This is a genomic window from Desulfatibacillum alkenivorans DSM 16219 (assembly GCF_900142135.1).
In the GTDB taxonomy this organism is placed as follows: domain Bacteria; phylum Desulfobacterota; class Desulfobacteria; order Desulfobacterales; family Desulfatibacillaceae; genus Desulfatibacillum; species Desulfatibacillum alkenivorans.
The window spans coordinates 220,523-239,848 of record NZ_FQZU01000003.1 but is presented as its reverse complement, the minus strand read 5'-3'; the positions used below and the strand labels follow the sequence as shown (position 1 = coordinate 239,848).

At 54.4% G+C, this 19,326-nt stretch carries 17 protein-coding genes; 4 read left to right on the top strand and 13 right to left on the bottom strand.

Annotated elements, in window-relative coordinates:
* The first annotated feature begins 146 nt into the window (after positions 1 to 146).
* On the top strand, positions 147 to 2,591 hold the full coding sequence (locus tag BUE18_RS04475; protein WP_083610761.1) for a serine/threonine protein kinase: 2,445 nt from the start codon (positions 147 to 149) through the stop codon (positions 2,589 to 2,591).
* Between the two features lie 27 nt (positions 2,592 to 2,618).
* Here BUE18_RS04475 and BUE18_RS04470 read toward each other — a convergent pair whose 3' ends face one another.
* From BUE18_RS04470 to BUE18_RS04445, 6 genes are all read right to left on the bottom strand, one after another.
* A complete protein-coding gene (locus tag BUE18_RS04470) occupies positions 2,619 to 3,551 on the bottom strand; it encodes an SDR family oxidoreductase (RefSeq protein WP_073473312.1) in 933 nt (310 codons plus the stop codon).
* Positions 3,552 to 3,580: 29 nt separating this feature from the next.
* Positions 3,581 to 4,120, bottom strand: coding sequence for a GbsR/MarR family transcriptional regulator (locus tag BUE18_RS04465; RefSeq protein WP_073473309.1), 540 nt, complete (start codon positions 4,118 to 4,120; stop codon positions 3,581 to 3,583).
* Between the two features lie 160 nt (positions 4,121 to 4,280).
* A complete protein-coding gene (locus BUE18_RS04460) occupies positions 4,281 to 5,561 on the bottom strand; it encodes a serine/threonine-protein kinase (RefSeq protein ID WP_073473306.1) in 1,281 nt (426 codons plus the stop codon).
* A gap of 36 nt (positions 5,562 to 5,597) precedes the next feature.
* Positions 5,598 to 6,782: a DNA-methyltransferase gene (locus tag BUE18_RS04455; protein WP_073473303.1), complete on the bottom strand. Its 1,185-nt coding sequence runs from the start codon at positions 6,780 to 6,782 to the stop codon at positions 5,598 to 5,600.
* A gap of 101 nt (positions 6,783 to 6,883) precedes the next feature.
* Positions 6,884 to 7,753, bottom strand: coding sequence for an agmatinase (gene speB / locus BUE18_RS04450; RefSeq protein ID WP_280173692.1), 870 nt, complete (start codon positions 7,751 to 7,753; stop codon positions 6,884 to 6,886).
* Positions 7,753 to 8,298: a pyruvoyl-dependent arginine decarboxylase gene (locus BUE18_RS04445; protein WP_170868264.1), complete on the bottom strand. Its 546-nt coding sequence runs from the start codon at positions 8,296 to 8,298 to the stop codon at positions 7,753 to 7,755. Before BUE18_RS04445 ends, speB begins: the two co-directional genes overlap by 1 nt.
* Positions 8,299 to 8,452: 154 nt before the next feature.
* On the opposite strand from BUE18_RS04445, the gene BUE18_RS04440 reads away from it, so the two are divergent.
* Positions 8,453 to 8,749, top strand: coding sequence for a hypothetical protein (locus BUE18_RS04440; RefSeq protein WP_139264607.1), 297 nt, complete (start codon positions 8,453 to 8,455; stop codon positions 8,747 to 8,749).
* 75 nt (positions 8,750 to 8,824) lie between these two features.
* Positions 8,825 to 9,544 (top strand): enoyl-CoA hydratase/isomerase family protein, encoded by a 720-nt coding sequence (locus BUE18_RS04435; RefSeq protein WP_073473295.1) that lies wholly within the window; start codon positions 8,825 to 8,827, stop codon positions 9,542 to 9,544.
* A 72-nt stretch (positions 9,545 to 9,616) separates the two neighbouring features.
* Here the strand turns inward: BUE18_RS04435 and epmA are convergent, their stop codons facing one another.
* The 7 genes from epmA to BUE18_RS04400 form a co-directional block, all read right to left on the bottom strand.
* Positions 9,617 to 10,516 (bottom strand): EF-P lysine aminoacylase EpmA, encoded by a 900-nt coding sequence (gene epmA, locus BUE18_RS04430; RefSeq protein WP_073473292.1) that lies wholly within the window; start codon positions 10,514 to 10,516, stop codon positions 9,617 to 9,619.
* A 66-nt stretch (positions 10,517 to 10,582) separates the two neighbouring features.
* A complete protein-coding gene (gene efp / locus BUE18_RS04425) occupies positions 10,583 to 11,146 on the bottom strand; it encodes an elongation factor P (protein ID WP_073473289.1) in 564 nt (187 codons plus the stop codon).
* A 194-nt stretch (positions 11,147 to 11,340) separates the two neighbouring features.
* Positions 11,341 to 11,967: a nitroreductase family protein gene (locus BUE18_RS04420; RefSeq protein WP_073473287.1), complete on the bottom strand. Its 627-nt coding sequence runs from the start codon at positions 11,965 to 11,967 to the stop codon at positions 11,341 to 11,343.
* A 31-nt stretch (positions 11,968 to 11,998) separates the two neighbouring features.
* Positions 11,999 to 13,396: a pyruvate kinase gene (gene pyk / locus BUE18_RS04415; protein ID WP_073473284.1), complete on the bottom strand. Its 1,398-nt coding sequence runs from the start codon at positions 13,394 to 13,396 to the stop codon at positions 11,999 to 12,001.
* Between the two features lie 133 nt (positions 13,397 to 13,529).
* The gene (locus BUE18_RS04410) at positions 13,530 to 14,243 is read right to left on the bottom strand and encodes an enoyl-CoA hydratase/isomerase family protein (protein ID WP_073473281.1); all 714 of its coding nucleotides are present in this window, start codon (positions 14,241 to 14,243) and stop codon (positions 13,530 to 13,532) included.
* Positions 14,244 to 14,298: 55 nt separating this feature from the next.
* The gene (locus BUE18_RS04405) at positions 14,299 to 15,438 is read right to left on the bottom strand and encodes an acyl-CoA dehydrogenase (protein WP_073473278.1); all 1,140 of its coding nucleotides are present in this window, start codon (positions 15,436 to 15,438) and stop codon (positions 14,299 to 14,301) included.
* 29 nt (positions 15,439 to 15,467) lie between these two features.
* Positions 15,468 to 16,022 (bottom strand): helix-turn-helix domain-containing protein, encoded by a 555-nt coding sequence (locus BUE18_RS04400; protein WP_073473275.1) that lies wholly within the window; start codon positions 16,020 to 16,022, stop codon positions 15,468 to 15,470.
* A gap of 610 nt (positions 16,023 to 16,632) precedes the next feature.
* On the opposite strand from BUE18_RS04400, the gene BUE18_RS04390 reads away from it, so the two are divergent.
* On the top strand, positions 16,633 to 19,251 hold the full coding sequence (locus BUE18_RS04390; protein ID WP_083610760.1) for a tetratricopeptide repeat protein: 2,619 nt from the start codon (positions 16,633 to 16,635) through the stop codon (positions 19,249 to 19,251).
* Positions 19,252 to 19,326 lie beyond the last annotated feature (75 nt).

Genomic DNA, 19,326 nt, shown 5'->3' with positions numbered 1-19,326 from the left:
TATTAAGTAGCGTCGGGCTTCGGCCCGTTTTTTGCATCCGGTAAATTCAATTAATTTAACGGCCATGCCTTCTTCAACCATCAGAGGGCGCGGCGTTCGGCCCTGAGGGTATAATCGTCATTCACTTTGTTCAGACAGGACCATCCATGCAATCTGCCGCCGCCAATGGATCCGGCTATAAAAAAGACAGGACCCCTGCTCAGGGGACTCAAGTCAAAATTGGCCGTTTTAAAATTTTAAAAGTTTTAGGCAAAGGCGCCCAGGGCGTCGTCTATTTGGCCCAGGATCCCAATCTTGGCAGAGAAGTCGCCATAAAAACCCTGGATGCATACCGGAATATCAGCCTGGAAAAACGGGAACGGCTTATCAAGGAAGCCAAAACCGTCAGCAAGTTGAAGCATCCCAATGTGGCCCCCTTGTATGAGGCCGGGTCGCATGGGGATCGCCCCTATCTCGTGTTCGAGCATATAGAAGGGAAACCCCTAAAGGAAATCCTCGCCAAGGAGAAGCCGTTGAAGGTTTCTCGGGCGGTCAACCTGATGATTAAAATCCTTGCCGGGGTTGGCAGCGCGCATAAGGCCGGCATTATTCACAAGGACCTTAGTCCCAATAACATCATGGTGGAGGAGGACGACACGCCGCGCATCATGGATTTCGGCATATCCATCATGATGAACGACGCCAAGAGCCAATCCGGCCAAATGGCCGGCACAGTAAACTACATGTCTCCCGAGCATGGGGTTGAAGGGCCTTTAACCCCCCAGGCGGACATTTTTTCCCTGGGCGTTATCCTGTTTGAGATGCTGACCGGCAGGGCTGCCTTTTCCGGCCAAAACGCCTACGCAGTGCTGTATCAGATTGCCTACGAAACGCCGCCCAAGCCGTCCTCCATCAACTCCAATGTAGACGACAAGCTGGACCGCATTGTGCTGAAAGCGTTGGAAAAAGCCCCGGAAAACAGATATTCCTCCGCCGATGACATGAAAGTGGATTTGGAGGCCTGGCTGAAATCCGACGAAGACGGGCATGGCCTGGGCGGGGATCCGGAAACCAACAGCGCTGTGGAGTTCATTCTGAAACGCATGCGCTACAAAAAAGATTTCCCGACTTTTTCCTCCAATGTCATTGAGATCAACAAAAAAGCCTCCATGGCCGGCAATAATATGGCCTCGGCAGCCGACCTTTCCCGGGTGATTCTCAAAGACTTTTCCTTGACCAACAAACTCCTGCGTTTGGTCAACTCCGCCTTTTACGGCCAGTTCGCCGGCAAAATAACCACTGTCAGCCGCGCCGTGGTGGTTCTGGGCTTTGAAGAAGTCCGCATGGCCGCCGCCAGCCTCATGCTTTTCGATCACATCCAGAACAAAAGCCAGCGTGAGGACCTGAAGGACGCTTCCGTGAAGGCTTTTATGAGCGGCATGATCGCCAAGGAAATTGGAGACAGCATGCAGATGAAGGGCGTGGAAGAAGCCCTGGTCTGCGCCATGCTGCACAATCTGGGCAGGCATTTGGCCGCCTTTTATCTGCCTGACGAGTATGACGAAATCAAAAAACGGATGATCCAAAAGGATCTTAGCGAGAAGCACGCCTCCAAATCCATTCTGGGCGTCTCCTTTGAAGAACTTGGCATGGCCGTGGCTAAAAACTGGAAGTTCCCGGATAAAATCGTCCAGACCCTGCGCACCCTGCCGCCCGGAAATGTGGATCGCCCCAAAACCCCGGAGGAAATGCTGCGGAACCTAGCCAATCTCTCCAATGAGGTCTGCGAGGCTGTGAGCAATTCCAAAGGAAACGACAGAAAAAAAATTCTGGACGGCATAGCCCGCCGCTACCAAAAAAGCGTTCCCCTTTCCACCAAAAAGATTGAGGGCCTGCTGCACGGCGCCAAGGATATGATCGGAAAATACGCCAATATCTTAGGCATTGACGTTCAAAAAAGCCCTTTCATCAAAGCTATTGAAGATGACGGCATTGCAACGGTCGTTCCGGCTGCAGAAGCCGTTCCTGGCGACCTTCCCGCCGCGCCTTTGGCCGGCGCTCCCCTCCAGGAGCCTTCCCTCTCCGAGACCCAGGAGCAGGTAAGCGTGCTGATCACGGGCATCCAGGAAATCACCAACGCCATGCTGGAGGAGTACAAACTCAACGACATGCTTTTTATGGTGCTGGAAACCATGTATCGGGGTTTTGGCTTTCAACGGGTGTTGTTTGCGGTCATGAACAATACAAAAACCACGATGACCGCCCGTTTCGGCTTTGGCCTGGACATGGACAATCTGCTTAAAAAATTCAGCTTTGACGTGGGCGCCCCCAATAACCCCAGGGATGTGTTCCAGCTTTGCGTCGCACAAAAAAAAGACATCAGGATCGACGACATAAAAATACTGCACGAAAAGGGCAAGCTGCCCAAATGGTATATTGACGCCGTCCTGGCGCCCGCTTTCGCCCTATACCCCGTGGTGGTCAATAACCAATGCATCGGCATGTTCTACATGGACCGGGAGCAGCCGGGCGTGGTCATCGGCGGCGAGCACCACAACTACATCAAAACCCTGCGCAACCAGGCCGTCATGGCCATTCGTCATTCAAGGTAACAAAAAACCGGGAAATGGAATGGCGCATTAATATTCCGTGCGTCGGTCACGCCTGCGAGCCAGTTCGCTGGCGTATCGCTTTCCCAGATTGTCCCTGTTGGCCTCAGCCCAAGCCGTCAAACGGGTGGCGCCCGCCGGAGGGGCGTTCACGGCAAGGGTTCCGGCCATCAGGCCCTTGATTTCCTCTTTGGTGATCACCTCGTCGCGCAGAACAAGTCCGGCCAATCGGCCGATTGTAAATCCCAAGGCGGGAGAGATGTGAAGCAGAGGCCTGGGTTTTGTTATTATTCTTCCGATTTCTCGGACAAGCTGATTGTACGTAAAGGTCTCAGGGCCGATGGCTTCAATAATCCCATCATCCCTGCTTTTCCCCTGCTCCACCGCCAATGCAGCCAAATCGTCCACATAAATGGGCTGAATCTTGTACTCGCCGTCTCCGAACACTCCGAAAACAGGAAATCGCCTCAACATCCAGGCGATGTTATTAATAAGGATGTCCTCTCTCCCGAACAAAACGGCGGGCCGCAAAATGGCGTAAGACAAGCCGCTCTCAGTCAAGGCCTGCTCCAACTCAGCCTTGCCCTGGAAATACTCCAGCCCATGCTCGCCGGAAGGATTGGTGATGCTTACGTGGACGACACGCTCCACGCCAGCTTGTTTCGCCGCGTTGAACAAAGCCAAAGTGTTTTTAACGGCCTCCTGATGGGAAAAGGTTTTATGATTAAACCTCACCCAGTAGGTGTTGTACAAAACCCGGGTTCCTTCCAATGATTTGGTTAGGAGATCCGGTTTGGCAAAATTGAAAGGCTCCGCCGTAATTCGACCATGAAAGGGATTGTCCCTGTCTGGAGAGTTGGTGAGAGTATTGACAATCAACCCGTCGTCCAATAGCCGCTGAGCTATATATTTCCCCGAAAATCCAAAAGCTCCGGTCACCGTGTGCACGATTTTCCCGCTCATAAGGAACCTCCTTGCAATGGATTCGCCCGCTACTCGGAATCGAACAACTTGCCGAAAAGTTTGGACACCGCGGCGACCCGAAAGTCGTCTAAAGCGATGATTGCAGCCACCAGGCTGTCCAGGGAGTCGAAAAAACGCTTCATGGCGCCCATGCGCTCGCGATAAAAAGCGGCCAGTTCTGCATCGTCGGGCGAATCCGCCTCATCCAAGATCTCCATGCTTTCCCCTACGGTCCGCAAGGCCAGATCGAATTCGTGCTTTTCCCGTTCTTTCAGGATGCTTTTAACGATCTTCCAAAAGTCCGTCTCAGCCGTGTAATAGTCCTTGCGATCCCCCACCTTGAGTTTTTTGTGCACCATCTGCAATCGCTGCAGACGGGCTACGCTGGTGCTCACCGCCCCTTTGCTGACCCCCACCTGGGAGACCAATTCATCCAGGGTGACGGGCTTTGGGGAGAGGTAGATTGTGGCGTAGATGGCGCCCATGGCTTTTGGGAAGCCCCAAAAATAGGCGATTCTGCTGACGCCGGAAAGGAAATGTTCTCTTGCCTGGGATATTTGGCTCGCCATAACAGTCTCCTTATAGAACGTTTAGTTCAAACTAAATGTTCTATAAAACAAAATGTGACTGCACGTCAAGACCTTTTGTTCACGCTTGTCGGCTGAAAAAAAGACGCAATAACGCGACGTCTGCAAAACGCCCAAAGCGATACGGCAATTATGAGCTTTTTTAAGAGAATCTGCGGACCAGGATGGTTGCGAAATTTTTGAAAAAACGGAGTTGGACGGGCGGGGGCGAACGGTCGAACAATGTGGCGGAAATGCGCATGAGCATGCAGTCGGTGTCAGCCGTGACCGTGGCTACGCGGGGTTGGCAGGCGATAAAAGCCATTTCGCCGAAGCATTCTCCGGAACTGAGCACGGCCACCTGCTGGCCGTTTTTTGATATTTTCGTTCGGCCGGACAAGATAATGAAAAAGTGGTCGTCAATCTCCCCTTCCTTGACGATGTCCTGTCCTTTTTCAAACTTCAGGATTTCCCCAACATTGGCCACCTCAGCCACCTGCCCTTTGGTGAAATTCCGGAAAAAAGGCACGTTGTGGATGAAGTCTATGGCGTCCTGAACCTTGTCCTTTTTGGGAGCGCGGGAATGGCCCAGGCCCCGGAGCACGAACTTGAGGTCGTAGGCGAAGTCCATGCAGCTTTGGTAGCGGTCTTGCTTTTTCTTGGCCAGGGCTTTTTTCAGGATTTGATCCACGGCCGGAGGCAGGTCCTTACGAATAGTAGAGATGGGAGGCGGCTCTTCGTTGGTGACCTTGTACATGATGGAAAAATTGTTGTTGCCGGGAAAAGCCTGCTTGCCGGTCAGTATTTCGTAAAATACGCAGCCCAGGGAGAAAATATCGGAAAATGGGCCTACGTCTTCTTCCTGCAACTGCTCCGGAGACATATAGCTGGGGGTGCCCCAAATGCCCATTTCGGAGGTTTCCTCGGTCATCTGGGCGGTGCCGAAATCCGTGATTTTTGCGTTGCCCATGACGTCCACCATAATATTGGAGGGCTTGATGTCCCGGTGGATGATGCCTTCCTTGTGGGCGTAATCAAAGGCGTTGACCACGGAAAACATGGTTTCCAGGGCCTGGCGGGGAGGCAGGAGCTTTTTGGCGCGGCAGACCTTTTCCAGGGTGTGGCCTTCCACGTATTCCATGGTGATGTAGCAGAATTCGTTATAAACCCCCAGGTCGTAAACCGCCACGATGTTTGGATGATTCAGGCGGCCGGCGGACTGGGCTTCCACAAAAAAGCGCTCCTTGCCTCGTTCGGAGGTGGGGCGGGAGATCTTAATGGCGACGTACCGTTTGATGTAGGGATCGCGCCCCAGATACACAATGCCTGCGGCTCCTTGCCCAATCTTATAGATAATTTCGTAGCGGCCGACTTTTTTTAAGTCGGCGAGGCCCGCCAGAAACGATTCATCCAGCTTGGATGGTTTGCTTGGGCTGTCTGCCATTGAGTTGCTTACTCCCGAGTTCCTTAGCCAGCCTGTTCAATCGAAAAGAGTGGTCTGAACGAGCTGATTTTGTGTTTTTTTGGACTTATTCGGTCTCTTGGGCTTTGGTGCGGTCTTTTTATTCCCATCGATAAACAAGACCCAATCCTGCTTTTCCTGAACCCATTCCAGTGGGCCGTGCTCTGCTGAAAAACAGCCGTCTCCGGTTTTCTTCAGGCTTGTTAACCTGTCCAAAACCAGTTCTTTTTCCTGCCCTGTTATCACAGGAAATCCATACCAGTTGTTTTTGTGGCGAAAAGCCCCTTTGTCTTCAAATCTTTTTAGTACGAAATCCACATGGCGTGCAAGTCTTTCTTCCTGGCGCTTGTTGGCGAAGTCTATGAAATTCGAGGCTTGGGGCGAAAAGGCGTTGCACAATTCCTTGTCCTGCTCGCAGGCTGCTGAGTTTCTTCCGCAGGCCATGGCCGCCAGGATGGTGGTGCCCAAGCCTCCAAACGGGTCGAGCACCGCGTCTCCTTTGGCGGAGTACATGTTGATCAGGCGAAAAGGCAATTCAAGAGGAAAGGCCGCACTGCGCTCCCGGAGATTTTTTTCGCCGATTTCCTGGCGGGCGCCTTTCAGGTCCATCCACACGTCGGAAAACCAGATGTTCCGCTCTTCCCAGAAATAAGCGCTGTTTTGCCTGTTTTGCTTTTCCGGGCCTTTAAACGCACGCTTGCCGCCTTTGCGGGCCACCAGGATGAATTCATGCTCAAGCGTCACATACGCCCCGCCGGGCAGCATGCCCGAGCCCATGAATTTGTTGGGGGCATTGGTTTGCTTCCGCCAAAGAATTTCCGGCAAGATGCTGAACCCCAAATCCGTCAGGCTGGAAAGAATCCGTGCGTGATTGGGATATAGGGAGAACTCCCCGTCTATGCTGCGCGTGGCGTCCCCGATGTTGATGCATAAAATGGCGCCGGATTTCATAACCCGGAAGCACTCGGCCCACACCTTATCCAGAATAACATGCATGCGTTCATAGGCTTTTAGGCCGTATCCGCGTTCCAAAAGCTCGCCTATTTCGGGATCCTGGGCTGCAAAAACCCCGTCCCACATTTGAATCATGGGATAGGGCGGAGAGGTCACGACCAGATCAATGCTTTGATCCGCGATCTCTTTCATGGCCGTGGAATCGCCATGGATCATTTGATGGATGGTTGCATAAGGATAGTCGGGCATCGGGCGGCATTCTCCATTGTCTTTTTTTTTCGGGAAAAAACGGTCGCAGCTTGAACCTGACAACTATGACACATCAGAATAAATAGATAAAGCAGGGGACGCTATCCAAAGCAAAACACGAGGATTTTTTGGGCCAGGCGGGCGGCGGTGTATTCCGAGACGTGGGTATGGGGAATGGCCGCCAGCTCGTTAATGTCCGCAGCCACCACATTTCTCCGGGCGCCCAGGCTGCGAATCAGGTCGAGCGCCTGGCGATAGGACAAACCGCCCGGCTCCGGGGTGCCCGTGCCTGGAATCACCGAGGGATCCAGGCCGTCCAGGTCCAGGGTCAGATAGACGTTTTGAGGCAGCATGCTGATAACCTGATCGATCCACTCATCGTCCTTGGGATCGATTCCATGGGCCAGAAAAACCTGATGCCCGGTCTGGCGGGCGAAATCTCTTTCCTCTGCACTGAAGGACCGGATGCCCACGGCCACGGAGGGGATTTTATCGTCCCCCGCAAGGCGGCGCATGACGCAAGCGTGATTGAACTTGCTGCCGTTCCAGGAATCGCGCAGATCCATGTGAGCGTCGATTTGCAGGATGCCCATGCCGGGATACGCCTTGGCCGCCGCCCTGGCCGTTCCGATGGTCACGGCGTGATCGCCGCCCAGGGCAAGCAGGCGTTTTCCCTTATCCAGAATGGCTTTGGCCGCCGCTTCAATCTCCAAAACGGCCTTTTCAGGCTCCGGGGAAATGGAGGGTGGCCGGCAGGTGTGGATTTTCAAATCCGTCCACTCCTGGCCGGTTTCTTCATCCACGGCTTCCATTTGGGTGGAGGCGTCCAGAATATGATAGGGTCCGTCCTGGCTGCCCTCGCCATAGGATGGATTGGCTTCATAGGGCAGGGGGAGCACAACTATCCTGCTGGACTCCAAGTCCGTTTCAGGGACCTCGCCTCCTCCGAATGGAACAAAGTCCGGACGCATCATAACACGAAAATAGCCGCTGCCAGCACCGTGGTCCAGAGGTTGCCTTCGGCCCCCAGGGCGGCCTGGCTGATATGCTGGCTTTCCACGATCTTGCCGCTCATCTTGTAGACTTCCCGGCGTTCGTCATAGTCCTTGTCCGAGTCAAACTCAATGCCCAGGGTGGTGGCCAGCATTTCGGCGGCCAGGTCCTCGGCGTATTCCCCGGCTTCCAACTCGGTCTGGCCGAAGCCATGATGTTCGGACAAATATCCGTAACGGCCGGATTCCGCAGGAATGGCCAACCCAACGCTGGAGAAGACTCTGCGGCCGGGCTCCATGGTTTCTTCCCGGGCCATGACGCAAAAGGTTATTTCGCCGGGATGAAGCAGGGACAGCCCCTCTTCAATGGTTACGATTTCACAATGCGGCGGAAAAATGGAGGAAACCGACACTAGGTTGAAATGCGCGATATGTGCGTCTCTGAGCGCTTCTTCAAACGAGGCCAGTTTTTCCTTGTGCGTTCCAACCCCCTTGGTAAAAAACATACATCTGGGCACCATCATGGCATAATGCTCCTTTACTCTATGGATTTTTTAATGAATATCTATTGCCATGAATGTAATAAAATTACAATAAAGGCCAACGACGGGGCTTACATACGGTCTGGGAGCCCATTTGTCAATGGAAATATGCACCCCTGAAAAGGAGTTTTACCCATTGAAAATATTAATAGATATTTCAAAAAAGTGCATTCAGGGCGGCTCTCGCAGAGCCTATGAAGACCGTCTTTCCGCCTGCTTGAAATCTTCGGCCGAAAACCTGGATTCTTTAGAGCAGGAAATTGACGCTTTGAAAGTTTTTTTGGAAACCGCCGACTTTAGCCATCTGCGCGCCGCATATCCCGCCCTGGCCGGCGGCGTGGAAAACCAGGCTCTGCTGCACTATTCGGAAGGAACAGGCTTTGAAATTGAAGCGGCCGGGGAAATCATTCCCGTGCGTTTATCAAGCAAATAAGCGGGTTCTGATTGACGGGGACGGGTGGTTTGTGGAACAAAAAGAAAAACTAATTTGTTCTGAGAGGAGAGCATTATGAGCATTGCCAGTCTGACATATGATGAAACCGTGGCGGTCATAACCATGGATAACGGCGAGAACCGCCAGAACCTGGAATTCGCAAACGCCATGAACAAGTGCTTTAAAGAAGCCTTGGATAATGAAGCAACCACTGCGATTATCATTACTTCCGGCGGGGAAAAGATTTTTTCCGCAGGCGTGGACCTGGATTGGCTGGGCGGCCGTTTCCAGGCGGGGGATACGGAATCCATGAAGGCCTTTATGTACGGCATGAACGAAGTGTTCAAGAACTGCCTGCTGGCGCCGGTTCCCGTCATCGCCGCCATCAACGGCCATGCCTTCGGCAACGGCGCCATGCTTTGCTGCGCCTGCGACTTCCGGTTTATGAAATCCGACCGGGGCTTTTTCTGCTTCCCCGAGGTGGACGTCAACATCCCCTTTATGCCCGGCATGATCGCTTTTTGCAAAAAGTCCATCCCCTACCATAAGTTCAATGAGTGGAAACTGACCGGCAAAAGGGTGGCCGCCCAGGAACTGGAAGAGAGCCACGTCATCCAAAAAGCCTGCGCCGACAAGGAAGAATTGCTTGCGGAAGCCATGGCCTTCGCCAAAACCTTCAAAAAGGGGCGCCCGATCTTTGGAGAGCATAAAAAAAGGCTGCACAAGGAAATCATCGCCGTCATGGAAAATGAAGACCCCAAGTACATCGAGCCATTAAACCTGATGGTGTCGTAGCTGGATAAGCATATTCCTAAGATGAAAACCGCCGGCGCCCTTGCGCGCCGGCGGTTTTTTGTTGGCTGAATTTTATAACTCTTCGGGCGTGAAGGCGCTTATCTGGGCGATGTCGGCGGCGCCGGCGAATAGCATGGCCAGCCTGTCAACGCCGAGAGCGATTCCCGCGGAGGGGGGCATGGTTTCCAAAGCATGGAGAAATTTTTCGTTGGATGGATAGGGCTTTTTTCCCGCCTGGACGCGCTCTTCCTCTTCCTTTTTAAATCGCTCGGCCTGAACAACCGGATCCACCAACTCGGAGAAGGCGTTGGCAAGCTCCATGCCGCCGATATACAGCTCAAAACGCTCGGCAAGATTAGGATCTTCCGGCTTGGGGCGGGCCAGGGCCGCCTTTTCTATGGGGTAGTCGTACAGAAAAACCGGATCAAGCCCTAATGCGGGCTCCACCTCAAAGGCCATGATTTCATCGAAACGGTCTGTTTCCAGGGCCTTTTCAATGGATGCCCCGGCGTATTTTCTGAACGCGTCAGAAACGCTCTCCCTTCGCCACGGTGAAGAAGCGTCTATCCTTTTCCCCTGATAGACCAAAGGATCTTTGTCAGGCATGGATTCCAGGCAAAAGGCCAGCAGATTTTCGCAGTCCGTCATCAACTGATTATAGTCCGCGCCCGTCCTGTACCATTCTAGCATGGTGAACTCAGGCAGATGGCGGGCGCCCAGTTCCTCGGCCCGGAAAACCCGGCAGATTTGAAATATTTTTTCATATCCCTGGGATAAAAGGCGTTTCATACAGGATTCCGGGGAGGTGTGGAGATACCAATCCAGGGAAGGCACGGCGTCAATGTGGGCTTCGGGAATGGGGGCCGGGATGCGGATGGGCGTCTCCACCTCCAGGAATCCCTGGCTGCGGAAAAAGCGCCTGATGTGAAAAAGCAGGTCCGCCCGGGTTTGCAATTGCTTTCTGCCGGCCAAATGTTTCCCTCAAAAACAACGGGGGCTGTAAAGCCCCCGAATCGCACCGCATTTTGAATGGCGCCGTTACTTTTTCACCCGGGTTACATAAGCGCGGGTGCGCGTATCCACCTGGATGATGGCGCCTTCTTCCACAAAAGGCGGAACCTGGATGACCATGCCCGTTTGCAAGGTGACGGGTTTGGAGTCGCCCGCGACGGAATCGCCCTTGACCCAGGGATCAGCCTGGGTGACTTCCAGTTCCACAAAGTTAGGCAGGGTGATGCCGATGGCTTTGTTTTCAAAGAACAGGATGTCCATTTCCAGGTTGTCGATCAAATACTCCGTTGCGTCGCCCACGGCTTCCGCAGTCAGCATGACCTGATCGTAGGTTTTGACGTCCATAAAATAGTATTCGTCGCCCTGGGCGTACAAGTACTGCATTTTCTTTTCTTCCAGGGTGGCTGGTTCGAAGGTGTCGCCGGAACGGTATGTTCTTTCCAGCAGGGAGCCGGTCATGAGATTGCGCATTTTGCATTTATAAAAGGCAACCCCCTTGCCAGGCTTGACGAACTGAACCTCCAACATTACGTAGGGCTCCCCTTCAATCATCAGCTTGGTGTTTTTTCTTAATTCGCCTGCGTTAATCATGCATACAACCTCTCTATGGTTTATTCCCGGCCTTAACGAACCTGAACCGAGTGATTTTTTGGAGCGTAAAATAAAGGATTTATACGCCTCTGTCAACAGCCTGGAAAAAATGCAAAAATGCCCTATGCCGCGGCGCTGCTTCAAAGAAGCGCCGCGGTTCAGCTTGAAACGTTTTTTTGCGCCAGCGCCTTTATCTAAAAGGAGACGACGATATCTTCAAAGGACTTCCGCCATTTCGGGGCGGGGTATTCCTTGGATTCGTCAAAATAGCCGATGGACATAATCAGCGGAATCCAATAGTTATCCGGGATGTTGAATTCCTTTTTCACTCCGTTATGGTCGAACCCGTCCATGGGATGGGATTCCAGGCCCAGGCTTTTGGCTGCGTACATCAGGGACATGCCGAAAAAGCCGGCGTTTTTGGCGGCAAAGGCCTGCATATGATCCTGGCTGGCGCCGTAAAGGCTGATCATGGTTTTGGCCAGGCCCGTCTTATTGGCCTCGGGCATTCCGGATTTGACCATTTCGGCGAAATTCATTTCAAAGGACTTGTCGCCCTCTTTCCAGGCGTTCCGATCCCCCAGCACCATAAAAACAACCGGAGCGTCCGTGATCTTGGGCTGGTCAAAAGCCAGCTTCCTCAGTCGGGCTTTGTCGTCCGGGTCTTCCAGGATCATAAGGCTCCACGGCTGCAGGTTATAACTGGACGGGGATTGGGCGGCCATTTCCACCAGTTCCCGGATGGTTTCCTTGGCCACCGGCTTGTTCGGGTCGAAAAAATTCGCTGCTCTTCGTGTTTTGACTATTTCCTTAAAATCCATATCTTATCTCCCTTGCCTGAATGAATGCGGTTTAAAGCTGCATAACCCTCAACATATTGGTCGTGCCCGCCCCTCCGATAGGATGCCCCGCGGTAATCACCACCAGGTCTCCTTTGGAAATCAGGCCATGGTCCAGGGCCGCCCTGGCCGACGAGTTGATCAATGCGTCCGTGTCTTTGGGCGACGACACCAACACCGGCGTACATCCCCAATATAAGGACAATTCCCGCACTGTCGACTCGTTGGGAGACAAGGCCACAATCTTTCTTTGGGGCCTGAAATGGGATATCTTCTTGGCGGTCAGGCCGGAAGCCGTGGCCGCCAGGATGGCGGAGGCTCCCAAATGCTCCGCCAGAACGCAGGAAGCATGGGCCACGGAGTCCGCCATATCTTTTTCCGGATGCTGCTTCAAGCGGTGTTCGTAAGAAAAGGTTTCCTCCGCCTTTTTGGCGATTCGGGCCATGTATTGCACCGCTTCAATGGGATAGGCGCCCATGGCGGTTTCCTCCGAAAGCATGACCGCGTCCGTGCCGTCCAACACCGCGTTGGCCACGTCCGTGGCTTCGGCGCGGGTGGGCCGGGGAGAATCCACCATGGAGCGAAGCATCTGGGTGGCTGTGATGACCGGCTTGCCCAGGGCGTTGGCCTTTCGGATCAGTATTTTCTGGTAGGTGGGAACTTCTTCCAGGGGGACTTCCACGCCCAAATCCCCCCTGGCCACCATGATTCCGTCGGCCTCTTCAAGAATTTCGTCAATATTGGCGATGGCCTCGTGCTTTTCGATTTTGGCGATGACCGGGGCCTGGCGGCCGATCATCCGATCTTTGACCATGCGGATGTCCGCGGCGGACCGGACAAAAGAAACGCCCACGTAATCCACGCCTTCGTCCATGCCGAAATCCAGATCCTTGATGTCCTTCTCCGTCAAGGCGGATGTCTTTAACGTGCGCGTGGGCAGGTTGATCCCTTTATGAGAGGTGAGGACGCCGCCCGTTACCACCCGGCATTCCACGCAAGTGGGTCTGGCATCAACCACTTCCAGTTCCAGGAGGCCGTCGGCCAGCAAAATGGGGTCGCCGGTTTCCACTTCATCGGGAAGCTCCGGATAGGTTACGGAAACGCCTCGTTTATCGCCCTTGCCTTCTTCCGAATACAGGCAGAACAAGTCTCCAGCCTTAAGGCTGACGCCTTCGGACGGCAGATCGCCCACCCGGATTTTGGGGCCTCCCAAATCCTGCAGGATGGCGACGGGAATGCCCAGTTCACTGGAAATGGCGCGGAGGTCGGCGATCTTTTTGGCGTGCTCCTCGTGCGTGCCGTGGGCGAAGTTGATCCTGGCTACGTTCATGCCGTTTTTAATCAAGGCCCTCATGGCCTCCGGCGAATCGCTGGCAGGCCCCAGGGTGGCCACAATTTTGGTGTAAGGCATGGTTTATAGTCTCCTTAAATTTTGGTGAGCCGCAGGCCGTTTAAGTGGTCGGCTTTAAAGGAGACATCTTATCAGGGGAAGGGCGGGAGGACAAGATAATGAGGACCGGCGGGCGCCGGTCCTCACAAAAAATTTACACCTGAAGCCTGCCGGTCTCGATGATGGGCGGATCCAGTTCGTTGATGGCGTACAGGATGTCGCGGTGCATTTCCTCTTTAATGGCGGCCGCCACCTGACGGCGCTTGTTCTGGGTCAGGGCGAACTCCATAACTTTGTCCATCATTTCGTCAATGTGGTAGGCGCCGGCCACCATTTTGGCGTCCAGACATTGCTGGGCGGTCATGCGGGAGCCGGTGAGTCCCATGAAATGCATGACGTTGTTGGACATGACATTGCGCAGCAAAGCCATCATGCCGGGCAGAAAAGGAATGCTGATATCCACTTCCGGAATGCAGAAAAAGCCCCGGTCGGTCCGCATGTAGCGGAAGTCAAAGGCGCCTGTCAAAATGGCGCCGCCGGCGAAAGCGTGGCCGTTGATGGCGGCGATGGTGGTCAGGGGATAGACCAGCAGTCTTCTGAACAGATCGTTCAACTGATAAAAAAACTTTTTGGAGGTTTCCACGTCCTTGGCCTGCACCACAGGCATGAGCCAGTCCAGGTCCAGGCCGTTGCACCAGATTTTTTCGTTGGCGGACTTCACAACCAGGGTCGTGGCTTCCGTCTTGTTTTCAATCTCGTCCAGGAGATCCAAAAATTCCCCCAAGTAGGTGGGGTTGAAGCGGTTTTCGCCGTTGTTCATGGTCAAAACCGCCACGTGCTCTTTTAATTCATATTCAACCATCGCCATGCTCTTTCCTTTCCATTTTTCGTCCGGCCGCCCGCAGCCCGGCCGGGCCTTGCCTTTATTTTAGCAGATGCCGGGAGATCACAATGCGCTGTATTTCGGACGTTCCCTCGTAAATAGTGAAAACCCGCGCGTCCCGGTAATACCTCTCCACAGGGTAGTCTTTGGTATAACCGTATCCGCCATGAATTTGCAAGGCCTTGGCCGTAACCCGGTTGACCATTTCGGATGCAAAGAGCTTGGCCATGGAGGCTTCCATGGTGAAATTTTGGCCCCGATCCTTGCGGGAGGCGGCGTCCAGAGCCATGAGCCTGGCTGCATGGATTTCCGTGGCGATATCCGCCAGAGGGCCGGAAACCCCCTGAAATTGCCCGATGGGCTTGCCGAACTGCTCCCGCTCCTTGGCGTACTTGACGGCCGCGTCCAGACAGGCCTGGGCCACCCCGATGGATTGGGCGGCGATGCCTATGCGTCCGCCGTCCAGAGCTTTCATGGCCAGGGAAAATCCGCCGCCTTCGCCGCCCAGTATCTGGGAGGCCGGAACCCGGCAATCTTCAAAATACAGATCCGCCGTGTCCGAAGCGCGCAGGCCCATTTTGTCCTCCAGGCGGCCTACGGAAAAGCCCGGCGTTCCCGTATCCACCAAAAAGGCTGTGATGCCGCGGTGGCGTTTGCTGGGGTCGGTTTTTGCCGTGACGATAACCACCCCGGCGTTTTTGCCGGAAGTGATGAACCGTTTGACCCCGTTGATGATGTAGTGGTCGCCGTCCTGAACGGCTGTGGTTTCCTGGCGCAGGGGATCTGATCCGGCCAGGGGTTCGGTCATGGCGAAGGCGCCGATCATCTCGCCCATGGCCAGGGCTGGGAGATACCGCTGCTTTTGTTCGTCCGTGCCAAGGTGCAAAATGCTGTCGCACACAATGGAGTTGTGGACGCTCATGATGACCGCGGTGGAGGCGCAGGCGTAGGCGACCTCGGACAAGGCCAGCACATAGCTGACCGCATCGGCTCCGGCGCCTTCGTATTCGGGCGGCACCATCATGCCCAAAAGGCCCAGTTCGGCCATTTCTTTTAAATTGTCAGCGGGAAACTCCTTGGTCCGATCCCTTTCGGCGGCGGTGGGCATCAACTCCCCGCGGGCGAATTCCCGCACCATTTTCCGGACCATTTTCTGCTCGGCAGTCAATCGAAAGGACATGGTCCTCGCTCCTTTTCATATTTTAGAGGTTAAGGGGTGTAGACCACCACCAGCAGCAGGGCTGTGTCGCCGCCGGGGTTTTTCAGCAGATGGCGAAGGCCGGAATTAAAATGCAGAGACCCGCCTTCCTCCAACTTGTTCACATGCTCGCCCACGGTCACCTCCACCTTGCCGGAAAGCACGTAGACAAACTCCTCCCCTTCATGCTGGTAGCTGACGCCGTCGTGCTCCTGCCTGGGGGGAATTTCAATCTTAAAAGCCTTCATGTGCTTGTGCCGTGCGCCCGGCGAAAGGGTTGTGTAGGCGTAATGGGATGTGCGCTCGGAATAGGCTTTGGCCAGGCCCTTTTTCGTGGTCTTGGCCTCCTTTTCCAGAAAAAAGGCCGAGTCCACCTCCAGGGCTCTGGCGATCTGCAGCAGAGAGCCCACGGAGGGCATGTTTTCTCCGGACTCAATTTTTTCCAGGGTGTCCACGGCAAGGCCCGTCTCATTAGCCAGGGTTTCCAGGTCCATATCCTTATCTATTCTCAGGGCATGGATTCTTTGTCCTGTGGAAATGTTTTTTGCTTTCTTTTTTGGGGGCATGGCAGTCTCCTTGGGCGTTGGGAGTTAAGGTGAGTTGGGGTGTATTGTGGGGGATCGTTTTATTGATGTCAAAGAGATTTCCAGTCCTTTTATACAACAAATTTGTTTGCAAAATCTCAGTAGCAGGCTCCTCCAGCGACCTTCCTGGAAATTACCATTTTATAGATGAATTTTCGGACGGTTATCTCAGCTAAGAGATAGAGGGGCGGGGATTCGCTGCGGCGGTATTATTTGGAGGGAGCAAGGAGCAATAGCATTGCAGAATAATATACCAACAAATATGTTTTTTTAATCTAACAACCCTTTCAGCATGGACGCAAACGATAACCAATTTATATTAAAAGGATATTATAACAAAACCCTTACCAGGGGCGAAGATTTCCGCCCAAGGCCCCCATTCCTTGACGTCCGGTGGAGGATCCGAGCCGTCCGATATGCCAACAAAATTGTTTAAAACTGGAAAATCCCACGCCAACACCTCTCCTACGCGCCCTTCCAAATCCCCTCCCCAAAAGGAATATTGCATTATTTTGAATTAACCCCTTGATATATCCTTTCTTTTATTGTAGGCTCTCTTTACCAACAAAATTGTTGAATAAGGCGGCCGCCCATGACTCCATCCTGTAGACATAACCCATGGCTTCCCCAAGGAAAGCCGTCATCGCAAAACGCCTTCCTGCGCCGGGATTTCGTCGCCCAATGCGTCGACCGCCTCCGCCCCGCCCATGCTGCGCCCCAACATCCCCAATCCGCCGCCCCTTCCCTCTTAATCCAAGGCCCTTGGGGCGGGGGCAAAACCATGATGGCGGGGGCCATTGCAGAGCAATTGGCGAAAAAGCCGGATAAGCTGCCTGTCTTGCTGCCTCAGGATCTGCCTCACGTTTTCAATTTAGGCGGATTTTTTATGGAAGCCCTTCATCTCCTGCTTCCGCCGGATGATCCGGACTTAAGGAAGGTTATGGAAGAAGCCTACCCCGGCGCCCAACGGGGAAAGGCTCTTGATCTGCTGGAAAAAATCGCACGCAGCCAGGGTAAGACCCTGGTCCTGATTGCGGACGACCTGGACGTCCTGCTTATCCAGCAGGCGCCCAACCAGGAAGCGAATCTGTTGAAGCAAATACTCACCTATGAGCCGTGGCTCTCCATGGTTGGAACCATGGACGACGCCAACGCCTCCCGCTTTCCTGCAGAGCTTAAGAGCTTTTTTACGGTTCTCCGCCTGGAGCCTTTAAACGACCAGGAAACCATCGCACTATGGCGCGAGGCCGTTGACAGAGAGCCCCTGCCTGTGGAAAGCGCCTTGTGCCGATGCCTGTGCCGGGGCAATCCCCGGTTATCAGCTTTTCTTGTAGACTCTTGCGCCCGGGATCCCGTCGCAGACCCCGTCGCATCCTTTTTATACGTCCTGGACCGCCACACGCCTTATTATAAAGGACTGCTTCAGGAGCTTCCGGCGGTGGAAAGAAAAGTGTATGCGGCTCTTGCGGATGAATGGGCTCCGGCCGCCGCGCGGGCGATAGCCCGAAAAGCGGACATGGACGTCAATAAGGCCAGTTCTTTGCTTAATCGCCTTGTCAAGCGCGGCAGGGTGCGCGTCACGGGCAAGCAAGGCAGGGTGAAATCCTACGAACTGGACGGGCCCGCCAATAACCTCAACTACCTTGTGAGGACCGGGCCAGGGCATTTTCAACAGGTAACCGGACTGTGTTTATTTTTAGAGGCCTTTTGCCTGGAAGACATAGCCCTGCCGCTGACTTCCGAAAAAGACTCCGCCGGGGAGACAGGTCCGCCTACCGCCGAAGAGCCCCCGGAGGCCCCTCTTGTTAGGCGGCCCCCGTCTTTTTCTTCTCTTGCAGAAGCCCCCCTATCGCCGCCTGAGCCGGAGCGTCAGCCGCCTCCTTCTTCTTCCGTTAATTTTGCCCATACCCCCAATCCCCCGTCCCCTGGGCCGGACGACGCCGCAGGCTGGACTGAACTGGCCAAATTATTTGAAGCCGAAGGGCTGTTTGAGGACGCGGTGCAGGCTTACACCAAAACCCTGTCCATCCAGCCTGACCACCCCTGGGCCTGGGGAAGGCTCGGGCAATTGCTCCGGACGGAGCTGCATTTGTACGAAGACGCCGAAAACGCCTACCTTCAAGCCATTGAAAAAGACGCGAATCAGGCCTGGATCTGGGCTGGGCTGGGCCGCCTGCTCCATGAAAACCTTAAAAACTACGTGGAAGCGGAGCAAGCCTATCGCATTGCCATAGAGTTGGAGCCTCGATCCTCGGAATTCCGCGTGTGCATGGGGCGGCTGCATGAGAAGCTGGAGCGGGGCCAATCCGCTCTCCGCGCCTATGAAGAAGCCGCCAATATTGAGCCGGACAATCCCCTGGCCTTTGTCGCATTGGCTGAATTCCTGGAAAAACAAGGAAAAACGCCGGAAGCCGGACAAGCCTATCAATCCGCCGCTGAGTGCAGGCCGAATGACGCCAAAGGCTGGGCGCTCATAGGCCGCATCTTGACGGACAAATTGGGGGACGCCCCCAAGGCGAAGTCGGCCTTTGAAAAAGCCCTAAGCATGGAACCCGCCTGCTTTGACGCCTGGGAGGGGCTTATGCTGCTGGAAGGCCTGTCCGGAAGCCCGGAACAAGCACTGAGTCTGGCCCGGGCTTTTCTGGAGGATTTCGGGAGCAACCCGCTCCAGGCCAAAAAGCTGCTGGATGTTTTTTCAAGCCAGGAGCTTAGTCCAATGCTGCCCCAGGTCAAAATAATGTTGGGGATGGAGGAGCCCGAAGGGCTTCCTGCAGCCCCTCCGCCGCCGGAGGAAATTCATGGAGATAACCGGCGCGATGATTTCCGGCTTGCAGACCCGCCTGCACATCCAGGGCCTGCGGAAAAACCCGCAGCCCCTCCGCCGCCTTCTTCCCATACGGAGCCCCCGCCCCAGTCCTCCGCCATGGAAGCCTTCAAGGACGCCCTGCTCGCCTTGGAGAATAAAAGCCCTCCGCCCATCCGGAAGCTGGCTGAAATCATTCAAGCCGCCATGGCGCTGACGGCCCAAGGCATGGGTGAAGCCGTTGCAGACCTGTTGAAGGCCTCTCCATTATTATACTGCCTGCTCCCCCTCTGGGCCGGCATCATGCTTTACTTGAAAAAGGAAGCCAATGTTTGCGCCGAGGCCAGGGCCATAGCCAGGGAAGCGGCGCAAAGAATCCGCAGTGCGGAAAAGACCGCCGCACTCTGACCGGCTCTGACCGGCCCCCCCGGGGCTTTCTCCATCATTTGATGGAATTTTTCCTTCTTCCTTTGTATTTCGCCG

What these genes read in the sequence shown, in the direction of transcription:
- BUE18_RS04455 (WP_073473303.1), bottom strand. Translation starts at nt 6,782, where the DNA reads ATGCCCGACTATCCTTATGCAACCATCCATCAAATGATCCATGGCGAT.
- BUE18_RS04405 (WP_073473278.1), bottom strand. Translation starts at nt 15,438, where the DNA reads ATGTCCTTTCGATTGACTGCCGAGCAGAAAATGGTCCGGAAAATGGTG.
- BUE18_RS04390 (WP_083610760.1), top strand. Translation starts at nt 16,633, where the DNA reads ATGACTCCATCCTGTAGACATAACCCATGGCTTCCCCAAGGAAAGCCG.
- BUE18_RS04435 (WP_073473295.1), top strand. Translation starts at nt 8,825, where the DNA reads ATGAGCATTGCCAGTCTGACATATGATGAAACCGTGGCGGTCATAACC.
- BUE18_RS04400 (WP_073473275.1), bottom strand. Translation starts at nt 16,022, where the DNA reads ATGCCCCCAAAAAAGAAAGCAAAAAACATTTCCACAGGACAAAGAATC.
- BUE18_RS04410 (WP_073473281.1), bottom strand. Translation starts at nt 14,243, where the DNA reads ATGGCGATGGTTGAATATGAATTAAAAGAGCACGTGGCGGTTTTGACC.
- BUE18_RS04420 (WP_073473287.1), bottom strand. Translation starts at nt 11,967, where the DNA reads ATGGATTTTAAGGAAATAGTCAAAACACGAAGAGCAGCGAATTTTTTC.
- BUE18_RS04460 (WP_073473306.1), bottom strand. Translation starts at nt 5,561, where the DNA reads ATGGCAGACAGCCCAAGCAAACCATCCAAGCTGGATGAATCGTTTCTG.
- BUE18_RS04475 (WP_083610761.1), top strand. Translation starts at nt 147, where the DNA reads ATGCAATCTGCCGCCGCCAATGGATCCGGCTATAAAAAAGACAGGACC.
- efp (WP_073473289.1), bottom strand. Translation starts at nt 11,146, where the DNA reads ATGATTAACGCAGGCGAATTAAGAAAAAACACCAAGCTGATGATTGAA.
- BUE18_RS04470 (WP_073473312.1), bottom strand. Translation starts at nt 3,551, where the DNA reads ATGAGCGGGAAAATCGTGCACACGGTGACCGGAGCTTTTGGATTTTCG.
- pyk (WP_073473284.1), bottom strand. Translation starts at nt 13,396, where the DNA reads ATGCCTTACACCAAAATTGTGGCCACCCTGGGGCCTGCCAGCGATTCG.
- speB (WP_280173692.1), bottom strand. Translation starts at nt 7,753, where the DNA reads ATGCGTCCGGACTTTGTTCCATTCGGAGGAGGCGAGGTCCCTGAAACG.
- BUE18_RS04445 (WP_170868264.1), bottom strand. Translation starts at nt 8,298, where the DNA reads ATGATGGTGCCCAGATGTATGTTTTTTACCAAGGGGGTTGGAACGCAC.
- BUE18_RS04465 (WP_073473309.1), bottom strand. Translation starts at nt 4,120, where the DNA reads ATGGCGAGCCAAATATCCCAGGCAAGAGAACATTTCCTTTCCGGCGTC.